A 19,626-nucleotide genomic window follows, 5' to 3' on the forward strand; every position below is an offset into this window, starting at 1 on the left:
TTAATTAGCCACGTCCCCTTTATTCTCGAATGCAGCTGAAATCATGTTGTATTTCATGGCGTACCTTGCGGCGTTACTTGATACTGGCGAAGTATGTATTGTTCCGGGATCTGCGTGGGCGCCAGATACTCTCGCTCCCACGGATCCGCGTTTTCGAAATTAGGCTGGGCAAAATTCTCTGGCACTTGGAAAACAGTAACGTACCCAGATTGATTGCCATCCGGCCCTCTGGCGAAGAACTCCCCGACCTCCTGTGCAGAACTCATGCTTATGTAGGGTGACCCTGGAAGCTGCGCTGCGTGATTCTCAAACAGATAAGAGACGGAACCTTCGTTCTGCGCATTATCGATCATGCTGTTCGATGCATCCACTCCTTGGAGTCGCCGCAACGTCCGAGTAAAACTGTGTCGTCTGAGTTGCAGTACCTCGGTACAGGATCTGAGAACCAGGAGCTGCAGCAGATGTCGTCGCCGCATCGGCTCCCGCGTTTGGAACTATTACACGGGCACAAATTGCGACTTATTGCCAAAAATCTCTTCCTTTATCCCAAAGGAAGAGAGGCTATTGACGCTATCACTCCTCCCTGAAAAGTCCAGAAGGTAAGACTTGGATCTCATGGAGGCGATAGGAAGTACTCTTTCTATGACCTCCTTAAAATCAATGTTTATCTTTTTCGCAGCATATGTCACCAAAACGAGATAGCGAAAATTTTCACGATAGTCCACGCCAAAGTCTTCCAGCAAATGTAAGCAGACGGCTGCTTCTATCCACTTCGGATCACGCTCGTTTATCGCCGCTTCCGCCATGAACCCACTTAGTGCAAACAATTTTTTGTGTAGCAAAGGAGGCAGACCTTCTTGAACAGATATGCGGTCGCGCGCCGATAGTGCTTCAAACGAAGTCGCGATGGACAACCCTTTGTCAATCACCTCAGAGGTTTTTGGACGAAACCGAGTGCTCACTGTTCCGAGCCAATTTAAAGCTTCAATTACCGATTCTTTCGAGCTCATTGAAATTTCCTCAGTTTCCTTTGGGCGGCAACATGTAATTGCCTTCTTGATAGTATCCAGCGCCCCTAAGCTGCTGGAGCTCACGGAAAAATACTGTGGTTGGATAGATTGGATCGCCCGAGCGCAGATTGCTTATCGAGATGTTTGATCCCAAATAGAAGGGTTGGTTCGCATCCACACCTCCCTGGATGAACGCGTCATTGACGTTAATCGTCCAGTTCGGCTCATTCAAGCTTGTCATGCCGAGATCGGCGCCCGCAGCCGTATCCTCGAGACGCCCGATAACCAAACTGTTTTGGCTATTGAATGCTTGGCTGTATGCGCGCTGCGCTGCCGCCGACTCGTCGCTTCCGAGTTCTATGTAAGATCCCGTAGGTTGAACGTTACCAGCAGCTGTTGTGTCTGGAACATCAAATTTAGTCAGCTATGTCCGAAGATCACTAAGGAACATCTTGACGAGTCTTTCCGTACACGTGTTTTGCGTATGCGTCATCTACTTCATTAGAGGCCCCTTCACTATTTCCCTTGATATCTGGCGGCGCTCCGGAAAGTTCCACGAATGCACTCAGCTCCTCTGAGAAGGTCAATGTACTGCTCCAGCCCGGGTGAATTTGGCTTACACCTTTTGCCACTCGTTTTAGAGTGCTCATATCAATCTGCTTTTGTGCGCCGTTAAGGCATTTAACTTTCAGCGGGATCATTTGAACGCCCTCAATTGCCAATTAACAATTTGGCTTGAATTGATGCCCGGATAGTTCCATTCCGAGAATCCACTAGCCGTTTTTCCACCTGGAACGAACTCCTCGTAAGGAGCCTCTAAGACATTTTGCAGCCCAGCAGGATCCTGCAATTGAAATTCGAGCAGGTATTTTGGTTGATATGTCAAATTCAGACTATTTGCATAGTCAGCACCCGTATTAAGAGAGCTCACTTCTTCTGCAGAACCAAGGAATCCCATGCCGTTCGGATACCCTTCGGTTGGCATGCCACCAAAGCTGATTTGGTCACCCTGTATCAACGAAAACGCGTCCTGCTCATTCAATGTTCGAGCGAAGTAGCCGTTTGATGGAAGACCAGAAGCTCCCCAGTTAGAAATGTCATAACTTAGAGGCGCGGCATTGCCTGTAGCTACGTAGTTTGGAACATCAGGCGCAACGGTTGCTTCATTTGGAGCTTGCCATGATACCGGCTCCAAGCCACCGGCTGGCGGCTCCACGACACCCGGCGACTCCGGAGTGCCGCCCACCATGGCCGGAATACTCGTAGCGAGCATGAACATCCCCAATGCAGCTAGCTGTCTCTGCTGTGCCGAGTTGTCAGGTATTGGCCCGACTTGTGACATCAGCGCGCCGCTGTCGTCCTGCGTCGCCTGCACCTGCTGATCTATCTGAAGCTCCATCGCCGTCAATTGCCCTTGGGCCATTATCGACGGGTCACTGCTCGACAGGTTCAGCGCTGCCTGCTGCTGCTTCAACGCCGTCCAAAGGGCGCTGCCGGGTCGCACGTCCTGCAACTGCACGTCGATGTCATGCGCCTGGCTCATGGCCTGGCTCATGGCCGGACTCATGAAGTATTTCGACAAACTCATATAGTCAAAGCTTGTTTCGCCAGGCGCCGAGAGGGAATCATCGATAGCTGTTGCGGTCACTTGCACTGTTGGCGCCTGGCTGACGTCCTCCATGGTCTGATTGGGCGCCATTTTTTGACCCACGATCGGCCAACCATTGACGCCAATATCAGATGTCGCGCTTTCGCCACCCGCATTTGAGTCGCCAATGCCGCCTCCTTCATCGCCATCAGGGGACACAAAGTAGTTCACATAAGCACCAGCGTGTCCCGCTAATGGCAAGCCCGAAAAGGCTATGTCGGGCGAATTACTTGTGCCATCACCGCTGGAGTAGCTGCTCCCATATCCCCCTGTCAAAAGACCTGCATAGCCCGCCCCGTTGTACTGGGCCAGCACATTGTTCGGATCGTAGTTGGTCGTTGAGCTGACCGGGTTGCCCACGCTATCCCCGTCAATGCTCGGGATCGGATTACCCGGATCCGTATCGAAATCCCCGTTGGGACCGCCGCCACCGTCGCCAGTCTCCGAGCCATTCATCCAGCCACCAGCCCCGTTGGGGCTCCCCACCATATTGTTGATGGTGTAGGTATCTCCAAACGAATTTACCGCGGTCGCATCCGTACCATCACCAGCGTCAAAGTCGCTGTAATCGCCTTGCCCGACGGCACCAATACCAGCACTGAAGTCACCCGCAACGCCAAAATCAGCCATCATCCCATAGTCGACTGTCGTATCGCTTGAATAAGTATTGGAAAGAGCATCTAAATTGTCTTCGTATTGCTGGCCTGCTGACTCAGAAGAGTCGCCGGGGTCCGTGTCATCTATAGAGCTCGAGTCGTCGTTGCCAAAGTCGCTCGAGTCGCTTTCGTCGTCATAGTCGGACATGTCATAGTCGTCGTCAGTATCATCGTCGACGCCCCCACTACCGCCCGTATCTTCACTTCCCAAGTCCATCATGGCCGGTGTGTACGGTCGCTCGTTCCGGTCCTCTCGCAGGGTGGCGGCGATGTACGACCCTCTCCCGCCTTCTTCGATAGCCGTCGATCCGGAAGCACCACTTTGACCGAGTGCAGGCTCGGGTGTATCCGGGGCCGTAGCGATCAACGACGACGACGCGGCCGTCGCCGTCGCATTGGTCTGCGGCTGTGCCTCGGCCTCCGCCTGCTCCTTGGCTTCCTCCGCCGCTTCCAGCTGCTGCTCCGACTCGATTTGCTGGATGATCGGATTGGCCAGCGCCTGCTGCTGCAATAACGAAGAGATCGCGTTGGTGACGAGTTGCGCCGTCGTCGTGGACGCCGAGGCGTTGCCGTTGAGGATGGCGCTGGCGGAGTACGGTTGGGCCGTGTTCGACCCGTTGGCATGCGTGGTGACCTGCGGGATTTTCAGCACGGTGCCGGCCACGGGATAGGCGTCGACCTGCAGGCCATTGGCCTGCGCCAAAATGAAGGCATAGCTCGCGTCGCCGTAGATCGCCTGCGCCAGCGACTGCAAGGTGTCACCGGCCTGTACCGTATAGTTCTGGCTGCCCAGGACACTGTTGCTAAAGCCGCTGGAGGTATTGGCCAGATTGATGTCGCCCATATTGTTGTAGCCGGCCAGGCGCTGGTCATTGACGTAGGCGTATTCCTTGGCATTCACCCCCACGGTGTTTTTTGCCAGGATCTGACCGTCGGCGGTGTACGCGATCGCATAGGTCTGCGCGGCGCCACTGACGGTGGTGACCTCCTTGGTCACCTGGCCCAGATCGTTGTAGGTGTTGGTATTGGTCGACGGCTGGTACGTGCCGCTGGTGGTGCTGGCGGTGGTCTTGAGGTTGAGCTCCGTGTTCTGCAGCACATAGCCGTTGAAGTAGCTGTCCGTGCGCGCCGTCTGATCCAGATTGCTAGTGGTGATGGTTTTATAGCCCGTCACGTTGCCGTCGGCGTCGTAACCGTAGCCCCCGGTGGCCGTCGCGTAGCTGGTCTCGGTGGCCAGGAACAACCCGCCGAAGAGGTTGCTGCCTACCGTGGGCAGCGTGGTGGGTACCGACGCATCCAGGGTGGCGTAGGCGCTCGTGGCCACGCCCGTGCCGTACTCATTGACCAGGTTCTGCCCCGTATTTTCCGCATACAGGCTGACATCCGTGAGGTCACCGCTGGCGTCATAGGTGTAGATCGTGTCGCTGGCCACCCAGCCGGCATCGCTGAAGGAAACCAACGTGCCGTTGGCCAAGGTGCCTGCGCTCTGATGACCGGGCAGGTTATAGGTCACCTCGCTGGTCAGATGGCCGTCGTTGTCGTAAGTGAGGGTTTCATACGGCGCGTACGTGCCGCCGGGCGTCGATTGCGTCTGCACCATGGTCAACTCGCCACGGGCATCGTAGGTGTTCTTCTGGCTGAGCGTTTGTCCGGACGCATTGACGGTGCTGTAGATCGACACATCACCGGCCGCGTCATAAGTGCTCTGGGCTGAGCCGGCCGTACTGGTGACCAGGATCTGGCCGCTGACCAGACTACCGTTGGTGACCAGCACCCGGTTATCCGCGTCGTAGGTAAACCAGTCCGCCACCGTCGCGCCGGTGCCGCTTCCGGTGCCCGTGACGGCCGTCACTTCGCGCCGGTTGCCCGCGGCATCGTACGTGTAGTTGAGGGTAAGGGTGGGGACCGTCCCGGTAGGCGGCGCGGTTTGCGTGCTGGTTTCCACCACCGAGCTGATGCGGTTGTGGCTGTCGTAGGTCGTTGCGGTCGTGACGACGATGGCCTGCCCGTTGCCGTCCTGGGTGGTGTCCGTCTCCTGCGTCTCGTTGCCGTTGGCGTCGTATTGATAGGTATACGTGGAAGACACGCCACCCACGGTCTGGCTCAACTGCTCCAATTGACCGTCCGCCATGTACTGGAAGTTCAGCGTGGAGTTCACCGACGCGGCCGGGCCGTTCGCCGTCCAGTTGCTGGTTTCGGTGGTCAGCAGCCCGTTGGTGGGGCTGTAGGTGTACGTGGTGGTCGCGCCACTCTCATCCACATGGCTGAGCACCTGTCCAAAGTAGTTGTACACCCAGCTCTGGGTGTGACCCATGGCATCGGTCTGTGCAATCAGTTTGCCGTTGACGTCGTAGGTATACGTTTGTGACTGGCCGTTGGCATGCTGCAACGCGGTCTGGCTCTGCAAGACCCGATGCTGGCTGTCGTAGGTATAGTAGGACGTGTTGTTCAACCCATCGGTGACCTGGATGCGGTCGCCATTGGTATTGAGCACGTAGGTCTCTTGTTGCTGGGCCGTGCGCGCCGTGCCGGCGGCATTGAGCACGAAATCACCCACGCCGGTCACCTGACCGAGCATGTTGTAGCTGGTGGTCGTGATATGCGATTGCGTGCCGCTGGCGGTATTGACCGGCGGCGTTTCCTGCGCGACCGCCATGCCGATCGAGGTGTAGGCCGTGTAGGTTTTGTCGCCGCTCGCCGGGTCCGATGTGCTGATCAGGTTGCCTGCCGCGTCGTAGGTATTCCACGTCTGGTTGCCATTTTCATCGGTCGAACCGATCAGCTGGCCCATGACGTTGTAGTACCAGTTCTTGGTCGGCGTCGCCGTGCTGCTGACCCCGGTGGCCGACACGACGGTCACGGTCGGCTCGATTTCCTTGATCATCTGATTCTGGGCGTCGTACACATACTGCGTGACGTTGCCGTTGCCGTCGGTCATCGAGGTGACGTTGCCCCAGCGGTCGTGGGTCAACTGGATGGCTTGGTCGACACCATTGATGTTATCGCTTGCGGTGAGCTGTTGAAGTGTTTGTCCGCCCAAATCGATCGTGGTGGCGGTCCAGGTTGGGTTCGTGCCCGTACTGGTAGCCTGTTGCTGGATGATTTGTCCGAAAGGATCGTTCGTGCCAGTTAAGGTAGGCGAGCTGGGGCCCGTCATTTCCGTTACCTGATGGTTCGCCAGGTCGTACATGTAGGTCTGAATCGCCCCGGCCGTCGGATCCGTGGCGCTGATCAGGTTGCCCACGTTGTTGTAGGTGTACTGCGCCTCAAAACCGTTGTTGTCGCCCTGAGCCACCACTTCGCCAAAGGCGTTGTACTGCGTCTGGGTGTAGCTGTCGTACGTGCTTTGGCCGCTGCGCTGCACCGCCGTGGTCGTCAGCTGGCCGTCCTTGTCGTAGACATAGGAAGTGGTCACCGTGCTCGAAGCACCGTTACTGGTCAGCAGGTAGCTTTGCGTGAGCAAATGGCCGTCGCGATCGTACGTGTTGGTCTGCACATTGCCGGCGGTGTCCGTATAGCTCAGCACATTGCCACGGCTATCGTAGGTCGCGAAGGTTTGACGCGTTTGCAAACCGGTGGACGTGGTGGTGCTCAGCGCATGGCCGAGCGCGTCGTAAACGTAGCTGGTGACCGGACTGACTGTGGTGTACAGCGCCGCACTGGTCAGATCGTCCCCGGGCGTCGACTCCAGCAGGGTGGCCCAGTTGCTCACCAGCGCCTGACGCGCTGGCGCCGTTACGCTGATCACACGACCGGCGGCATCGTAGGCCGTCGTCGTCGTCGCGCCGTTGACGGTTTGCGTGAGTACTCGGTTTTCACCGTCGTAGGTCCATGTCGTCACGCTACTGCCGGTGGCGATGCCGGCAGTGCCACCGACATCGCTATAGGTCCCGGTGCTGGTTTCGTTGGTGACACGGCCGAGGTGATCGTAACTATAGATGTTGGTGCGATCGTACGCGCTTGTGACGGGTGTCGAAGGAGGCGCGGCCGTCGTCACGGCGCTGGTCGCGATGGCGTTGGCGTACTGGGTGGTCGAGGACACCTCGCCGAAACCGTCGTACGACGTTTGCGTTACATAGCCTTGCGGGGCGGTGTACAACCCGGTCGGCGTAATGCTCATCACCACCCGATTCAGGGCATCGTAGTAGGTGTAGGTCGTCGCCCAAATGGCGGGCGTATTGAGCTGGGGAATCGTCTGTTCGGTATCGGCTTCCTGAAGCAGTGTAGAGCTGCTGGTCCGGTTGCCGTAAGCGTCGTAAGTGTAGGTCGTGGTCGGCTGGGCCGGAACCATCGCAGAGCCGATATCTCGCACGCCCACACCCAAGGCGTAGGCAATCGCCGACTGCTGCACCTCGATCATCTGGTTGCGCTGATCGTAGGTGGTCGTGGTGGTGCGATCGCTGCTGGAGGTGACCAGTCCTTGCTGCAGCTGCGCCATCGTCAACGGCTGCCCCGCGCTCCAGCCGGTGATCGCGCCGGTGTTCAGCGCCGTCGCGTATTGCGTGACCGCCGTGGTGTTCCCGTAGGCGTCGTGGCTGGCGCCGGTGACATACCCATCGGCATCGACGGCGTACGCTACCTCGCCATCGAGGTTGTACACGTTGTACTGGTAGTTGAAGTTGCCGTCTTCGGTGACCACCGTCTGGCCGAAGGTGTTGTAGAACGTCCTCGTGGAGTACGGCGGCACCCCATCCAGATACGCCGCCTGGGTCTGACGTCCGTCGGCATCGTAGGTGTAGGTCGTGGTGCTGAGGTTGGTGATGGCGCTGGGACTGGTGCCCGAGCCCTGGTTGAGCGTGGTGACGTTCCCCATCGCGTCGTAGCTATAGCTCGTGTACAGGTATTGCCAGGTAGGTGCTTGCAAGACACCGCTGCCGTTGTCGCTGGCCACCTCGACCTGCGGCGACTGCACCAGGATCTTGCGGCCGGCCTTATCGTACGTGATGACGGTCTGGTTTCCGTCGCGATTGGTCTGAGTGAGTTGCAGGCCGGTCGCGTCATAGGTGTAGCTGGCGTTGAGGCCGTTCCAGTCGCCGGTGTTCACCACCCGTCCGGCCGCGTCATAGGTCGTGGTGGAATACCGCTCGTTGATGACCGGGTTGCTACCGATGTAGCCGATGGTATTGGCGGCCACGACCGCCTGGGCCACGTTGGCGACGGTGAGGGTCGCCGGTACCGTGATTGCACCGGGATACACCAGGGTTTCGGTGACACGTCCGTCGTTGTCGTACCGGTTTTCGGTCACTTGATCGAGGCTGTTGATCGTATAGCGCAGATGCCCGGCGTTGTCATAAACGCTCTGGGTGATCTCGCTGGGTGCGCTGGCCACCGCGGTGGCCACACTGGCCGTCGTCAGCTGGGCCGTCAGTGCCGCACTGCTCGACAGCGGCAACGTGCTGCCATACGCGATGCTGGCGATGACCCGCCCGGCCGCGTCGTAACGCTGCTCGCTGACCAGTCCCACGAATTGTCCGTTGACGGTGTTTTGCTGCACCACGAAACGGGTATGACCATCGGCGTCGACCAGGTACAAGGTCGCTTCGGCATTGGCATCGGTATTGCCAGCCGCACTGATCGCGCTGGCCATCGAGCCAAAGGCGCTGCCTTGTTGCAGCGCCGTCGACAAGCTCCCGGTGACGCTCACGGCTTGCGCGTAAGCCAACGTCTCACTCACGCGTCCGGCCGCGTCATAACGCGTCTCGGTGACGTTGCCCATCGGATCGATGGTGTAACCCACTTGCCCGTCGGTGTTGTACGCCGTGTAGGACACCTGGTCACTGGTACTGGTGACGAGGTCGGCGGTGACCGCTGCGATCGAAGGCGCCGTGCCCAAAGCCGTCAGTTGGGTCGACGTCAGTGCCGTCGCATAGCTGCGGGTGGACGTCACCTGTCCATCCGCGTCGTACCCCAGCTGCGTCACGGCGCCGGTCGGATCGATGCTGAAGATTTTCTCGTTAGCCTGGTCGTACACGGAGCGCGTGACGTTGCCATCGGCGTTGGTGACGCTGGTCAGGTTGTTGTTGGCGTCGTAGGTGTAGCTGGTGGTGAGGTTGAGATGGCCGGTGCCCGGATCGACGATCTGCTGGCTGAGCCGCTCCAGGTTGTCGTACGCGTACTGCGTAGTGCGTGCGGCACTGGTGCCGGCACCCAACGTGACAGTCAGGATCTTGCCCTCGCCATCGTAGGTCGAGGTGGTGGTGAGGTTGAGGTGACCGGCCCCGGCATCCTGCACCTGGGTCAGGGTGTTGCCGTCCGCGTCGTAGGCGTAGGTCGTCACCGTGCCGGTCGGGTCGGTCACGCTCAGTTCGCGACCCTCGCCGTCGTAGTCATAGGTCGTGGTCAGAGCCAGGCCCGCCGGATCGACCGTCTGGGTCAGCACTCGGCCGCTGGCGTCGTAGGTGTAGGTGACGAGGTGCCCGGTCGCATCGGTGGTCTGGATCACGTCGCCGTCGGCGTCGTACGCCTCGCTGCTGACGTTGCCCAGCGCATCGGTGGTGGTGAGCAGTTGCCCATCCGCATCGTAGGTGTAGCGCGTGGTGTCGCCGGCGCCGTTGGTGACACTGACGGTGTCGCCATAGGCATCCTTCACCGTCGTCATCGTCACGCCATCGGGCGTGGTCACGACGGCGGTGTGCGTGGCCGGGGTGTACTGGTAGCGGGTGACATTGCCCAGCGCATCGGTCTGCGTGAGGACCTGATCGAAGGCGTTGTAGCTGGTTTGCGTGGTCCGCGCCGTGCCCTGCACCGTCTGACTGGTGCTCACCTGACGGCCCAGGTTGTCGTAGCCGTACGTGATCGTGTTGCCGTTGCCGTCGGTCGTACTGCTCAGCCGTCCGAAGGCATCGTAGGTGCTCGACGTGCTGCTCGCGACCGTGCTGCCCACGCCCTGGGTCTGGCCGATCTGCTCGCCCAGCGCGTTGTACGTGGCCTGGGTGAGTGTGCTGTTGCTGGCGCTCAGTGCACTGCCCGGTGCACTAAGCTGCTGCTGCACCTGGATCTGGTCTCCGAAGGCATCGTAGCCGTAGGCGGTCTGGTAGCCGTCTCCGTTGGTGAGGCTGGCGACCTGCCCGTCCAGCGTATACGTATACATGGTCAGGCCGTTGGCATCGCTGGCGGACACCGGCAGCGCGGCGACCGCCGTCGCCACTTGCGCCAGGGTCGCCGTGGCCGGATTGAGGGTGGTGCCACTGCTGGTGCCGCCGGTCAGCGTCAGCTGGCTGGCGTACTGCTGCGTGCTCGCCACCTGGCCAAACGCGTTGTAGCTGTAGCTCGTCACATTACCCAGTACGTTGAGCGAGCTGCCGCTGGGCTGGCCCTGCACGGTATACAGCACGCGCCCGTCGGCGTCGTAGTAGGTGTAGGTGCTGTTGCCATCCGCGTCGGTCGCGCTGACACGCTGACCCAGCACGTTGTAGGTATAGGTCGTCGTCGCCCGGTTGCCATCGACGCTGGTCAGCGTGTCACCGAACGCATCATAGGTAGCGTTGGTGATGCGCGCCGCGCCTTGACCGGCCGTCGGCGTCACCGTGGTGGTCAACAGCTGGCCCACGCTGTTGTAGGCATAGGTGGTGACCGTACCGTCGATGGCGGTGCTACTGGCCACCTGACCATCGGCGTTATCGGTCACGCTGCTCTGCTCGTTGGCGGTGTTGCTGCCGAGCAGACCGACCAGGGTCGCTGCGCTTTCATTGGGGGTCAGCGCGCTGAGCTGCGCGGCGGTCAGCGCGGTCGCATAGCGCGTCGTCGTGGTGGTATTCGTGGTCTGGTTATACGAGGTGGTGGTGAGGTAGCCGTCCGCATCGACCTGCGCCACCCCGCGACCGGTCGCATCGTAATAGTTGGATGTCACCTGATTGGCGCTGCTGGCCGTCAGATCCGCCTGCAGCGCCGCCAGGGTCGGACTGCTGCCCAGCGCCGTGCGTTGCGCCGTCGTCAACGCGGTGGCGTACGCCGTGCTGAGCACAACGTTGCCGGCGGCATTGTAGGTCTGGGTGGTGACGTCGCCAGCGGCATTGATCGTCGCCACCGCACGACCGTCGGCGTCATAGATGATTTGCGTGGTGCGGTCGTTGGTCGTTGTCGTCAGATCCGCCTGCAGTGCCGCCAGCGTCGGCGCACTGCCCAACGCGGTCAGCTGCGCCGCGGTCAGGGCCGTGGCATGGGCCGTCGTGCTGATCGGGTTGCCGTCACCATCGTACGTGGTGGTGGTGACGTTGCCTTCCGGATCGATCGTGGCCACGGCTAAACCGGCCGCGTTATAGAGCACGTGCGCGGTGCGATCGTTGGCGCTGGTCACGATCTCGCTCTGCACACTGGACCAGGCGGTGCTGCCGGTCAGTGCGCTGAGCTGCGCGGCGGTCAGCGGCGTGGCGTACTGCGTCGTGGCAATCGCGTGGCCATCGCCGTCGTAGGTATACGCCGTGACATCACCCTCGGGATCCACGGTGCCGGCCACTTGCCCGGCGGGGTTGTAGAACGTGGTGGTGATGCTGCCTTCCGGGTTGATCGTCTCGACCGGCTGACCGTCGGCGTTATACACATAGGTGGTGACGCGACTGGTCTGGCCACTGGCCGACTGGGTGCTGCTGATGAGCTGACCGGCGCTGTTCGTCGCCTGGGTGGTGGTCAGCCCGTTGGCCTGGGTGATCGCCAGGGTGGCACCGGTGGTGCCACCGGTATAAACGTAGCTGGTGACGTTGCCCAGCGGATCGGTACTGCTGATCAGTCGGCCCAACCCGTCGTAGGCGTAAGCGGTGGTCTGCAGCGTGCTGCCGCGCTGGGTGGCCGTCTGCAGCAGCTGCCCCTGCGCGCTGTACGTGGTGGTGGTGACCACCGTGCCCGCATCGGATACGCCGGCGCCGCTGGCGCTGACGGTATCCCACTGCGTCTGCGTCGCCAGCTGGCCGCGCACGTCGTAGGTATAGCTGGTGAGCGTGCTCTGGCTCAGCGTGTTCTGCACCGCGCTGCTGGCGACCCAGCTCTGTAGGGCCGCCAGCGTGGGCGGCGTGCTCGGCGATAGGCCCGTCAGGCTGAAGCTGGCGCCCAGGTATTGCTGGGTACTGCCGAGCACACTGATCCCGGCGGTGGTCGTGTAGGTGTTCTGGGTCACGTTGCCCAGCGGGTCGATCACGTAGGCCAGCTGATCGGCGGCGTTGTACACGTAGTAAGTGGTCTGCGCCCCGCTCGGCGCGACATAGCCGCTCTGCCCGACCGTCCCCTGGGCCGGCACGGTATAGGTGGTCTGACTCGTGACCTGATCGTTGGCGTTGTAGGTGTAGCTGCGCGTGTTGCCCGCGCCGTCTTCCACGCTCAGCAGGTTGCCATTGGCATCGTAGCTGTAGGACGTGGTGGCCCCGTCGGGGTCGGTGCTGGTCAGCAGGTTGCCGTTGGCGTCGTAGGTGTAACTCGTGGTCGGCGTGGTGCCGTTGACCGTCGGGGCGATCACGGCGGTCAGCTCGCCGGCGGCGTTGTACTGGTACGTGGTCGTGTTGCCCAGCGCGTTGGTAACCGTGGTACTGCCGCTGGTATAGGCCAACGTGAGGGTCTGCGCCGCCGCGCCGGTGCCGGTGGTGATCCCGGTCACCTGGTACACGCCCTGGGCATCCTCGGTATAGCTGTAGCTCACCGTGGTGCCGTCGCTCTGCGTGACCGAGGCGACCCGGTCGCTGGTACCGCTGTAGGTATAGGTCGTGGTGTAGCTGGCGGTGCTGCTGTCGGTGTCCGAACCCAGGGTGGTGGTGATCGTGCTCAGGCGACCTTGCGTGTCGTAGCCGTAGCCCACCTGCTGGCGCGTCACAGGTGTGGTCTGACCCGGCGGCACTTCCTGCACCGACAGGCTGGTCAGCTGGCCGCTCGTGTTGTAACCGAACAGCAGCGTGTCGCCGTCGCCGGCCACAATCTGGCTGAGCTGGTGGCTGCTGGTGTAGCTGAAGCTGTAGCTGGCGCCGGTCTGCGCATCGCTCAACGCCGTCAACTGGCCGCTGGCGCTATACGTCTCCTGCTGCGCCGCGGCCGCATCGTTCCAGGTCCAGGTGGAGGCGGTGGCGTTCCAGCTTAGAGTGTCTGCCGCGCCGCTCTGGCCGCTGCTGACGTACTCGCCCAGCGTGGTGTTGTAGGTGTAGGTCACCGCCGAGCCGTCATCGTCGGTACGTGTCACCGTGCTGCCGGCCGTATCCAGCGTCCCGGTCAGGCCGCCGACCGAGCGGCTGAACCCGAAGCCCCATCCGCCGTTGGCAGCCAGCTGGCCCTGGCTGTTGTAGGTGCGCATCACATTGAGCGACAGGCCGTCGAAGATCAGGTTCTCGTCCTGCGTCTGCAACACCAGGTTGCCGGTGGCGGCGTTGACGTACTGCCCCACGCCGTCCTGCCCGATCGCCGCCTGCCCGCCCAGCCCCTGTCCCAGCTGCTGTAGCGACGTGTTGCCCAGACCCAGACCGTTACCCGCGATGACTGCAACCATTGTCCTTCCCCCTGATCCATAGCCGTCCGCCGCGCCCGATGACGGTGCGCTTTAGCGGTGCCTCTAAAGACTTATCCGGGGAGTGGTGGAAAAGTTTAGGGGGACCGGCAGCCTCTGGACGCGAGCACCCAACGCAGCGGGCCTAAGTTGAGGTGAAATCAGCTAGGTCGGTCAAGCCGCATCGCCGCCTTGCGGCGGCGATCTAAGGGTTGGGTTTACTGCTTCAGGACCACCCGAACACCACTCACGAAAATAAGCCGCTGGAAGCGTTGCGACCCGATGTCATCGCTCATAGCCTCCGATCTGCGTTCCGCGACTCGGCTCGACTGCCCCTGAGATCGTAAGCATTTCCCGCCTACTCAAGGAGGTTGGATGGGGAAGGTGGAGGGTCATGGTCGACACATTTTCACTTTTCAGATGAAAACAAAACACCGAAACGCAGGCTCGGCCTGCAAAACGCCAGCGCTACTCCATGTAAGGCTGACGCCGACATCAACTCAGACTGCGCGGTTCCCCCCGCCGCACCCGCGTGGCCTACAGGAGTCGATTGTGACGAGGCTATCCACAGTCTCCACATGGCGCCGTGTGGCGCTCAAACGACTATGGACTAGGCACGGATCAAGACGCAGAACGACGCACGCGGGGTGTTTTTGGGCTTCTGATGGGTGGCGATGAGCGCCAGAAAGCGAGGGGCCATCGGAAAACGGTAATTTAGGTAACCATGCCGGAAAACGCGGCCAAGTACATAATCTTGAAGGATTTAGTTGTTACCTTTCAGGGGTCACTTTGGGTAACCTTGAAGGTAATTTTTACAAGTTATTGATTTATAAGGGCCTTGCTGGTCGGTGAAATTACCTTTTAGAGGGGTAACTAATTACCTCAATATCACCATATAGTTACCTTGCTGTTCTTTCCGTATATCTTTGATTTCTAATGTGTTCTAGGAAAATATCTGAAAAGGTTACCTAAATTACCTTTTTCCGAATGGCCCTCACATTTTCACAGCCTAGGCCGATTGACGATCCTGACTTGGGACTGGAACGGGTAACTTCTATCGCCACCGTGCAGTAGCAGGTGGTACATCTGGTGGTACAAATAAGCGCCTCATTGAGAGGAAGCCACATACAGAGCCATTTACTTGCCGCTGTTTTGTGGCTGGTGGGCCCACCAACTAGCTGATCTCAACGCGCCAGACATCATGCCTTAGCTCGATGTGGTCAATCTGGACTGCAAGAAACTTCTCGATCAACGCGGCATTCGTTCTAGAATGGGCCGTGGGAGAAGTTGTCGTGAATGAGCCGCTGCCAGCTAGCGCAAAGGGCAACAGCAGCTGATCAGCCATGTAGGGACCGATGGCTACGCCTGTTTTGAGGTAAGCCTGCGCCTCATCACACACACGTTCGGCAACTTGTTCAGCGCTGACACCACGCTCTCCAAATGTCGTAAAGGTTTCGACAACGTGCTCAGACTCGACGCGAATGATTAACGCGTTCCCAGGACCCAGTGCAGGCCGGATTTCGTGCAGCTTCAATGCACCATCCGCTAAGGATAGGCGGCGCGCCACTACCTTCAGCTCACGCTCTGCAACGCTCACATTGATGCTCGAAATCAAGGCAGTCGCCGACACGGAGCGTAGTTCACCGCGTTCCAGCAAGTGGAGTGGACGAAGTGTTTCGGCTGGCTTTATGTGCGCATGAATCACACCGCCACCAGCCGGATAAAATCCGTAGCGATCCAAACGAATATCAGCGATCACACCCATTTTTTCCAAAACCGGTGCAAACGTATGGATCAAGAAGTCAGCCGGTGGCGCTAGTGGGTTATGTGTACCGCCTTCCAATCGAATCGTTGAAGCCTTATCCGCGCGACATAGGGCCGGCAGCACGGTCTGCAATACAAGCGTGGTCGATCCGGCCGTGCCGATCGGGAAATGAAAGTCGCCCGCACGAACGGCTTGCGGAACGAACGTCAACGTCTGCGAGCCCAGATCCGCGCCAGTGATCGTCGCGTCGCTAACTTGGCGCGCCGCTTCGACTGCCGTTAAGTGCTGACGCATCAGGCCTGCGCGGCTGCGTTTCGCACGGATGCCCGTCATGGTGAAGGGCTCTCCCGTCACCATGCTCAGGGTCAATGCGGTACGAAGCAGTTGACCACCGCCTTGCGATCCATCGATCTCAATCATTCAAACTTCCTTGAATCTCAATCCATTTTTCTAGTGAGTGTGCAGGCCTAAGCCGGCACACCTTACCCCTTGACGCAGACCACCTGGCGAAGCGTATGCACGATTTCCACCAAGTCCTGTTGCGCCGCCATAACTGCATCGATGGACTTGTAGGCTGCCGGTGATTCGTCGATCACATCCCTGTCCTTGCGGCATTCGACATGTGCAGTGGCCTGCTTATGCTCATCGAGCGTGATGCGCTTGCGCGCCTCGGTACGGCTCATGACGCGGCCCGCGCCATGGCTGCAGCTGTGGAAGCTTTCCTCGTTGCCGAGGCCGCGCACGATGAAGCTCTTGGCGCCCATGCTGCCTGGGATGATCCCCAGCTCGCCAGCCTTGGCACTTACCGCGCCCTTACGCGTTACCAACACATCCTTGCCGTAGTGGTACTCGCGGCTCACATAGTTGTGATGGCAGTTCACCGCTTCTGCCCAAGCATCGAATGACTTAGGAATCACGCGCTTAACTGCTTCGATCACATGTTGCATCATGATCGCGCGGTTGGTCCGCGCAAAGCGTTGCGCCCACTCGACGGCAAAGACGTAGTCATCGAAGTGGTCGCTACCCTCTGGCAGATAAGCGAGATCCTGATCCGGCAAATTGATCATCCAGCGCCGCATGTCCTCCTTGGCGAGCTCAATGTATCGCGTGCCGATTGCATTACCCACGCCGCGTGAGCCGGAGTGGAGCATGAACCAAACGCGATCATCCTCATCGAGACAAACTTCGACGAAGTGATTTCCGGTACCCAAGGTTCCCAAGTGATTGAGGTTATTGGTACGTGCCAGCTTTGGTTGCTTCTCGACAATCCGACGGAAGTCCTGCTCAAGCTGTGACCAGCCATCGATCGCGACCGTCGGCGGTGTTTCCCACGCCCCCTTGTCGCGCTTACCCACTGTGCGGCCATGCGGGACAGCACGCTCGATCGCGGAACGCAGGCCGGCCAGGTTGTCCGGCAGGTCGGATGCGGTCAACGTCGTACGGGTTGCAATCATGCCGCAACCGATATCGACACCTACCGCCGCCGGCACGATCGCGCCGACCGTCGGTACGACGGAACCTATCGTTGCACCCTTACCCAGATGCACATCCGGCATCACCGCCACCCAGCGATGGATAAACGGGAGCTTGGCGATGTTGATCAACTGCTGGCGTGCTGCGTCCTCAATCGGAACACCGCGCGTCCACGTCTTGATCGGTACAGCGCCCGGCTCATTGATGACTTCGTAGTGCGTGCTCACAGTCTTTCTCCTTACTCGAATGGCCATTGATTCGTTAATGCCACTCGCTGTCTACATAAAAGTGCAGCGACAAGTTTGAGTGAAACTCCTGCTCTACCGCTGAGCTACAACACGGCTTGCGCCGTATTGACAGGAATCGAACCTGCGACATGGGACTTATGAGGTCATGTAGTTCCACAGGCATTCGCCGCAACGCGAAATCGTTAGTTTCTAAGAATTGCTTCAAGAGCTGTAGCGACAAAGATTGATGAACGAAGACCCTTACTCTATCCGCTGAGCTACAACGTCGCTTTCGCAACATTGGCGGGAGTCGAACCCGCGACCTAGGATTTCTAGTACGTCCACCCGCATTCGCAACAACCTTCAAACCCGATACGTATAACTGACGCATGAAAAGAGGCGCAGCGACAAAAGTGATGAAACATCCTGCATGGAGATATGCCGTGGCACATCGCTATGCAGCGGGATTCGAACCCTATCGCCCGAAGGCTTTACCAATGATGTAGTTCCATCTGCATTCGCTGCAAAACAAAGCTTCATATAAATTCTGCCCGCGTACGGGGCGACAACCCTTGCGAGAGATGCTGGATTCGAACCAGCTGATCCCAAGTAGTCCCTCGCGCATTCGCTTCGTCATTTCTGGGCCCAACCCCGGCGGGCTCTCCCACCGGGGCGAACGTTTCAGAGCGCTATCGCCTCGACGCGTTCCACCCAGCGACGGGCATCCGTTCCCTCGGACGCCACACTCGCCAGTAGATCGAACACCGCATCAGTGAAGCCACCCACGTGGAGCACGTCCATGGACTCCACGGCCTGGCTGGTGACATACGGCTGAAGGTCGATGCAGACCATGCGTGCCTTCGGGCAACGCTGCTTCAGCTCTTCCCACTGCCGCATGGTTTCCGTACCACCACTCGCACGCGTGTCGACCCAACTTTGGTTGTCCGACACGAGCACCAGCAGATCCACGTCGCTACGTTCCTTGTTCAACTCAATAAGCGGCGCACTCACCTTCGTACCACCACCAATCAACGCCACCAGTTGCTGCGCCTGCGTCATCACGCTGTCGCGCGGGTTCAACCGGCACTCGCGTACGGCTTCCGCGAACGGAATCACGTGCGCATCGGCGTTTACCCGCTTCAGGCAGGCGGCAATCAACGCCGCCACGTCGATACAGCGCACCGTTGACGTCGCACCCCGACGAAATCCGGTCACCGGCGATTGCATCGATCCCGACACATCCACTGCCACCACAACCTTTCCCGCCACCTTGGGCACATTGCGGGTTGCCACTTCCATGGCGTCCTGCAACGCATCTACGATCGCCGACGGTATCGCGGCGGACGAGGCCCGGAATGCCGTCATCAACTGGTACGGGAACACCTTGGCGCGCTGTATCGCCTCCGCATTGCGCAACCGAGCTGCCGTACGTGCGGTCAACGCGGCATCTTCAAACACGCCATGACGCGCAAACGCATTCAAGTTCATACGCGTTGCCTGCCACGAAGCTCGGCTCGCTATGTCCTTCCAGTGCTGCGCCTTCAACGGCAACGCGGTGAGGTATTGGAATGGAAGGTCCGGCACGACATCACCCTGCTCCTTTTTGAACGCCTCCAGCTCACGCACCTTCAAAGGCAATACTTCCTGCTTGTAGGGCTTCCCGATCAACCATGCATACAGCGCCTCACGCTCCGAATCCTTGGGCTTGGGATGCACCATGCGGATGACATCCGCCAGCGAAGGCTTCTCGCCGATTGCCGCGCTCATCACCGCATCGATCGAAGCGTTTTCCAACCAACGCTGCACCAATCGCTTCGGCAACGTACCCAATGACTTGCGTCCCACGACGCCGCTACGCACGATCTGTACGAAGTTACGCAGCATGCGTCCGTTATCGATCACTCGGTCGAAGACCTTGCTGAGCAGCTCGCCATCTCGGATAGCCAGGTGTGCAAGCAGCAACGCCGGCATGTCCTTCATGTATGCGGTCTTGCGGGCGTACAGCGCGGTTTGTGCAACGAACTGCGGCGATACCGCCTCACATAGGCCAAGCACCTCGGCTAGCTGCGTCGCGGCATCGCTATAGAACGTGCCGTTGAGGCAGCCGGTCGCGGCATAGAGTGCGAGGGCTGCTTCCGGTGAACGCTGGTAAGCCGCGCCGCCTGCCTCGTTGAAGGCATTGGCCTTCGGAACAAAGCGGCCGCGCTGACTGGCGAAGAGTTGAGTGTTGGCCATGGGGAATCTCCTTTGTCTTCCCCATTAGTGCAGTTGCCGTGCCAACGTTCGCGTCATCTTATTAATTTATTGATTTATAAAGTTTTATATATTTAACGACGCGATTTCGATGTTGACTAATTTGCGAAATACGGATAGCTATAGATAGCTTTTTAT

At 59.5% G+C, this 19,626-nt stretch carries 8 protein-coding genes; all 8 read right to left on the reverse strand.

Annotated elements, in window-relative coordinates; all coding sequences use genetic code 11:
• Positions 1–53 precede the first annotated feature (53 nt).
• The 8 genes from GSQ75_RS07295 to GSQ75_RS07330 all read right to left on the reverse strand — a co-directional run bounded on the left by GSQ75_RS07295 (position 54) and on the right by GSQ75_RS07330 (position 19,470).
• On the reverse strand, positions 54–353 hold the full coding sequence (locus GSQ75_RS07295; RefSeq protein ID WP_158753787.1) for a hypothetical protein: 300 nt from the start codon (positions 351–353) through the stop codon (positions 54–56).
• A gap of 144 nt (positions 354–497) precedes the next feature.
• Positions 498–1,010 (reverse strand): hypothetical protein, encoded by a 513-nt coding sequence (locus GSQ75_RS07300; RefSeq protein WP_158753788.1) that lies wholly within the window; start codon positions 1,008–1,010, stop codon positions 498–500.
• Between the two features lie 10 nt (positions 1,011–1,020).
• Positions 1,021–1,251 carry a hypothetical protein gene (locus GSQ75_RS07305; protein ID WP_158753789.1) on the reverse strand — a complete coding sequence of 77 codons (231 nt, stop codon included), beginning with the start codon at positions 1,249–1,251 and terminating at the stop codon, positions 1,021–1,023.
• A gap of 199 nt (positions 1,252–1,450) precedes the next feature.
• A complete protein-coding gene (locus GSQ75_RS07310; RefSeq protein ID WP_158753790.1) occupies positions 1,451–1,711 on the reverse strand; it encodes a hypothetical protein in 261 nt (86 codons plus the stop codon).
• Positions 1,708–13,773 carry a LysM peptidoglycan-binding domain-containing protein gene (locus GSQ75_RS07315; protein ID WP_158753791.1) on the reverse strand — a complete coding sequence of 4,022 codons (12,066 nt, stop codon included), beginning with the start codon at positions 13,771–13,773 and terminating at the stop codon, positions 1,708–1,710. The genes GSQ75_RS07310 and GSQ75_RS07315 overlap by 4 nt, the downstream gene beginning before the upstream one ends.
• A gap of 1,171 nt (positions 13,774–14,944) precedes the next feature.
• Complete coding sequence (gene rtcA, locus GSQ75_RS07320) at positions 14,945–15,955, reverse strand: RNA 3'-terminal phosphate cyclase (protein WP_158753792.1); 1,011 nt, start codon at positions 15,953–15,955, stop codon at positions 14,945–14,947.
• Between the two features lie 62 nt (positions 15,956–16,017).
• The gene (locus GSQ75_RS07325; RefSeq protein WP_158753793.1) at positions 16,018–17,262 is read right to left on the reverse strand and encodes an RtcB family protein; all 1,245 of its coding nucleotides are present in this window, start codon (positions 17,260–17,262) and stop codon (positions 16,018–16,020) included.
• Between the two features lie 654 nt (positions 17,263–17,916).
• Positions 17,917–19,470 carry an RNA-binding protein gene (locus GSQ75_RS07330; protein WP_158753794.1) on the reverse strand — a complete coding sequence of 518 codons (1,554 nt, stop codon included), beginning with the start codon at positions 19,468–19,470 and terminating at the stop codon, positions 17,917–17,919.
• Positions 19,471–19,626 lie beyond the last annotated feature (156 nt).

It is taken from the genome of Dyella sp. S184, assembly GCF_009766065.1.
In the GTDB taxonomy this organism is placed as follows: Bacteria; Pseudomonadota; Gammaproteobacteria; order Xanthomonadales; family Rhodanobacteraceae; genus Rhodanobacter.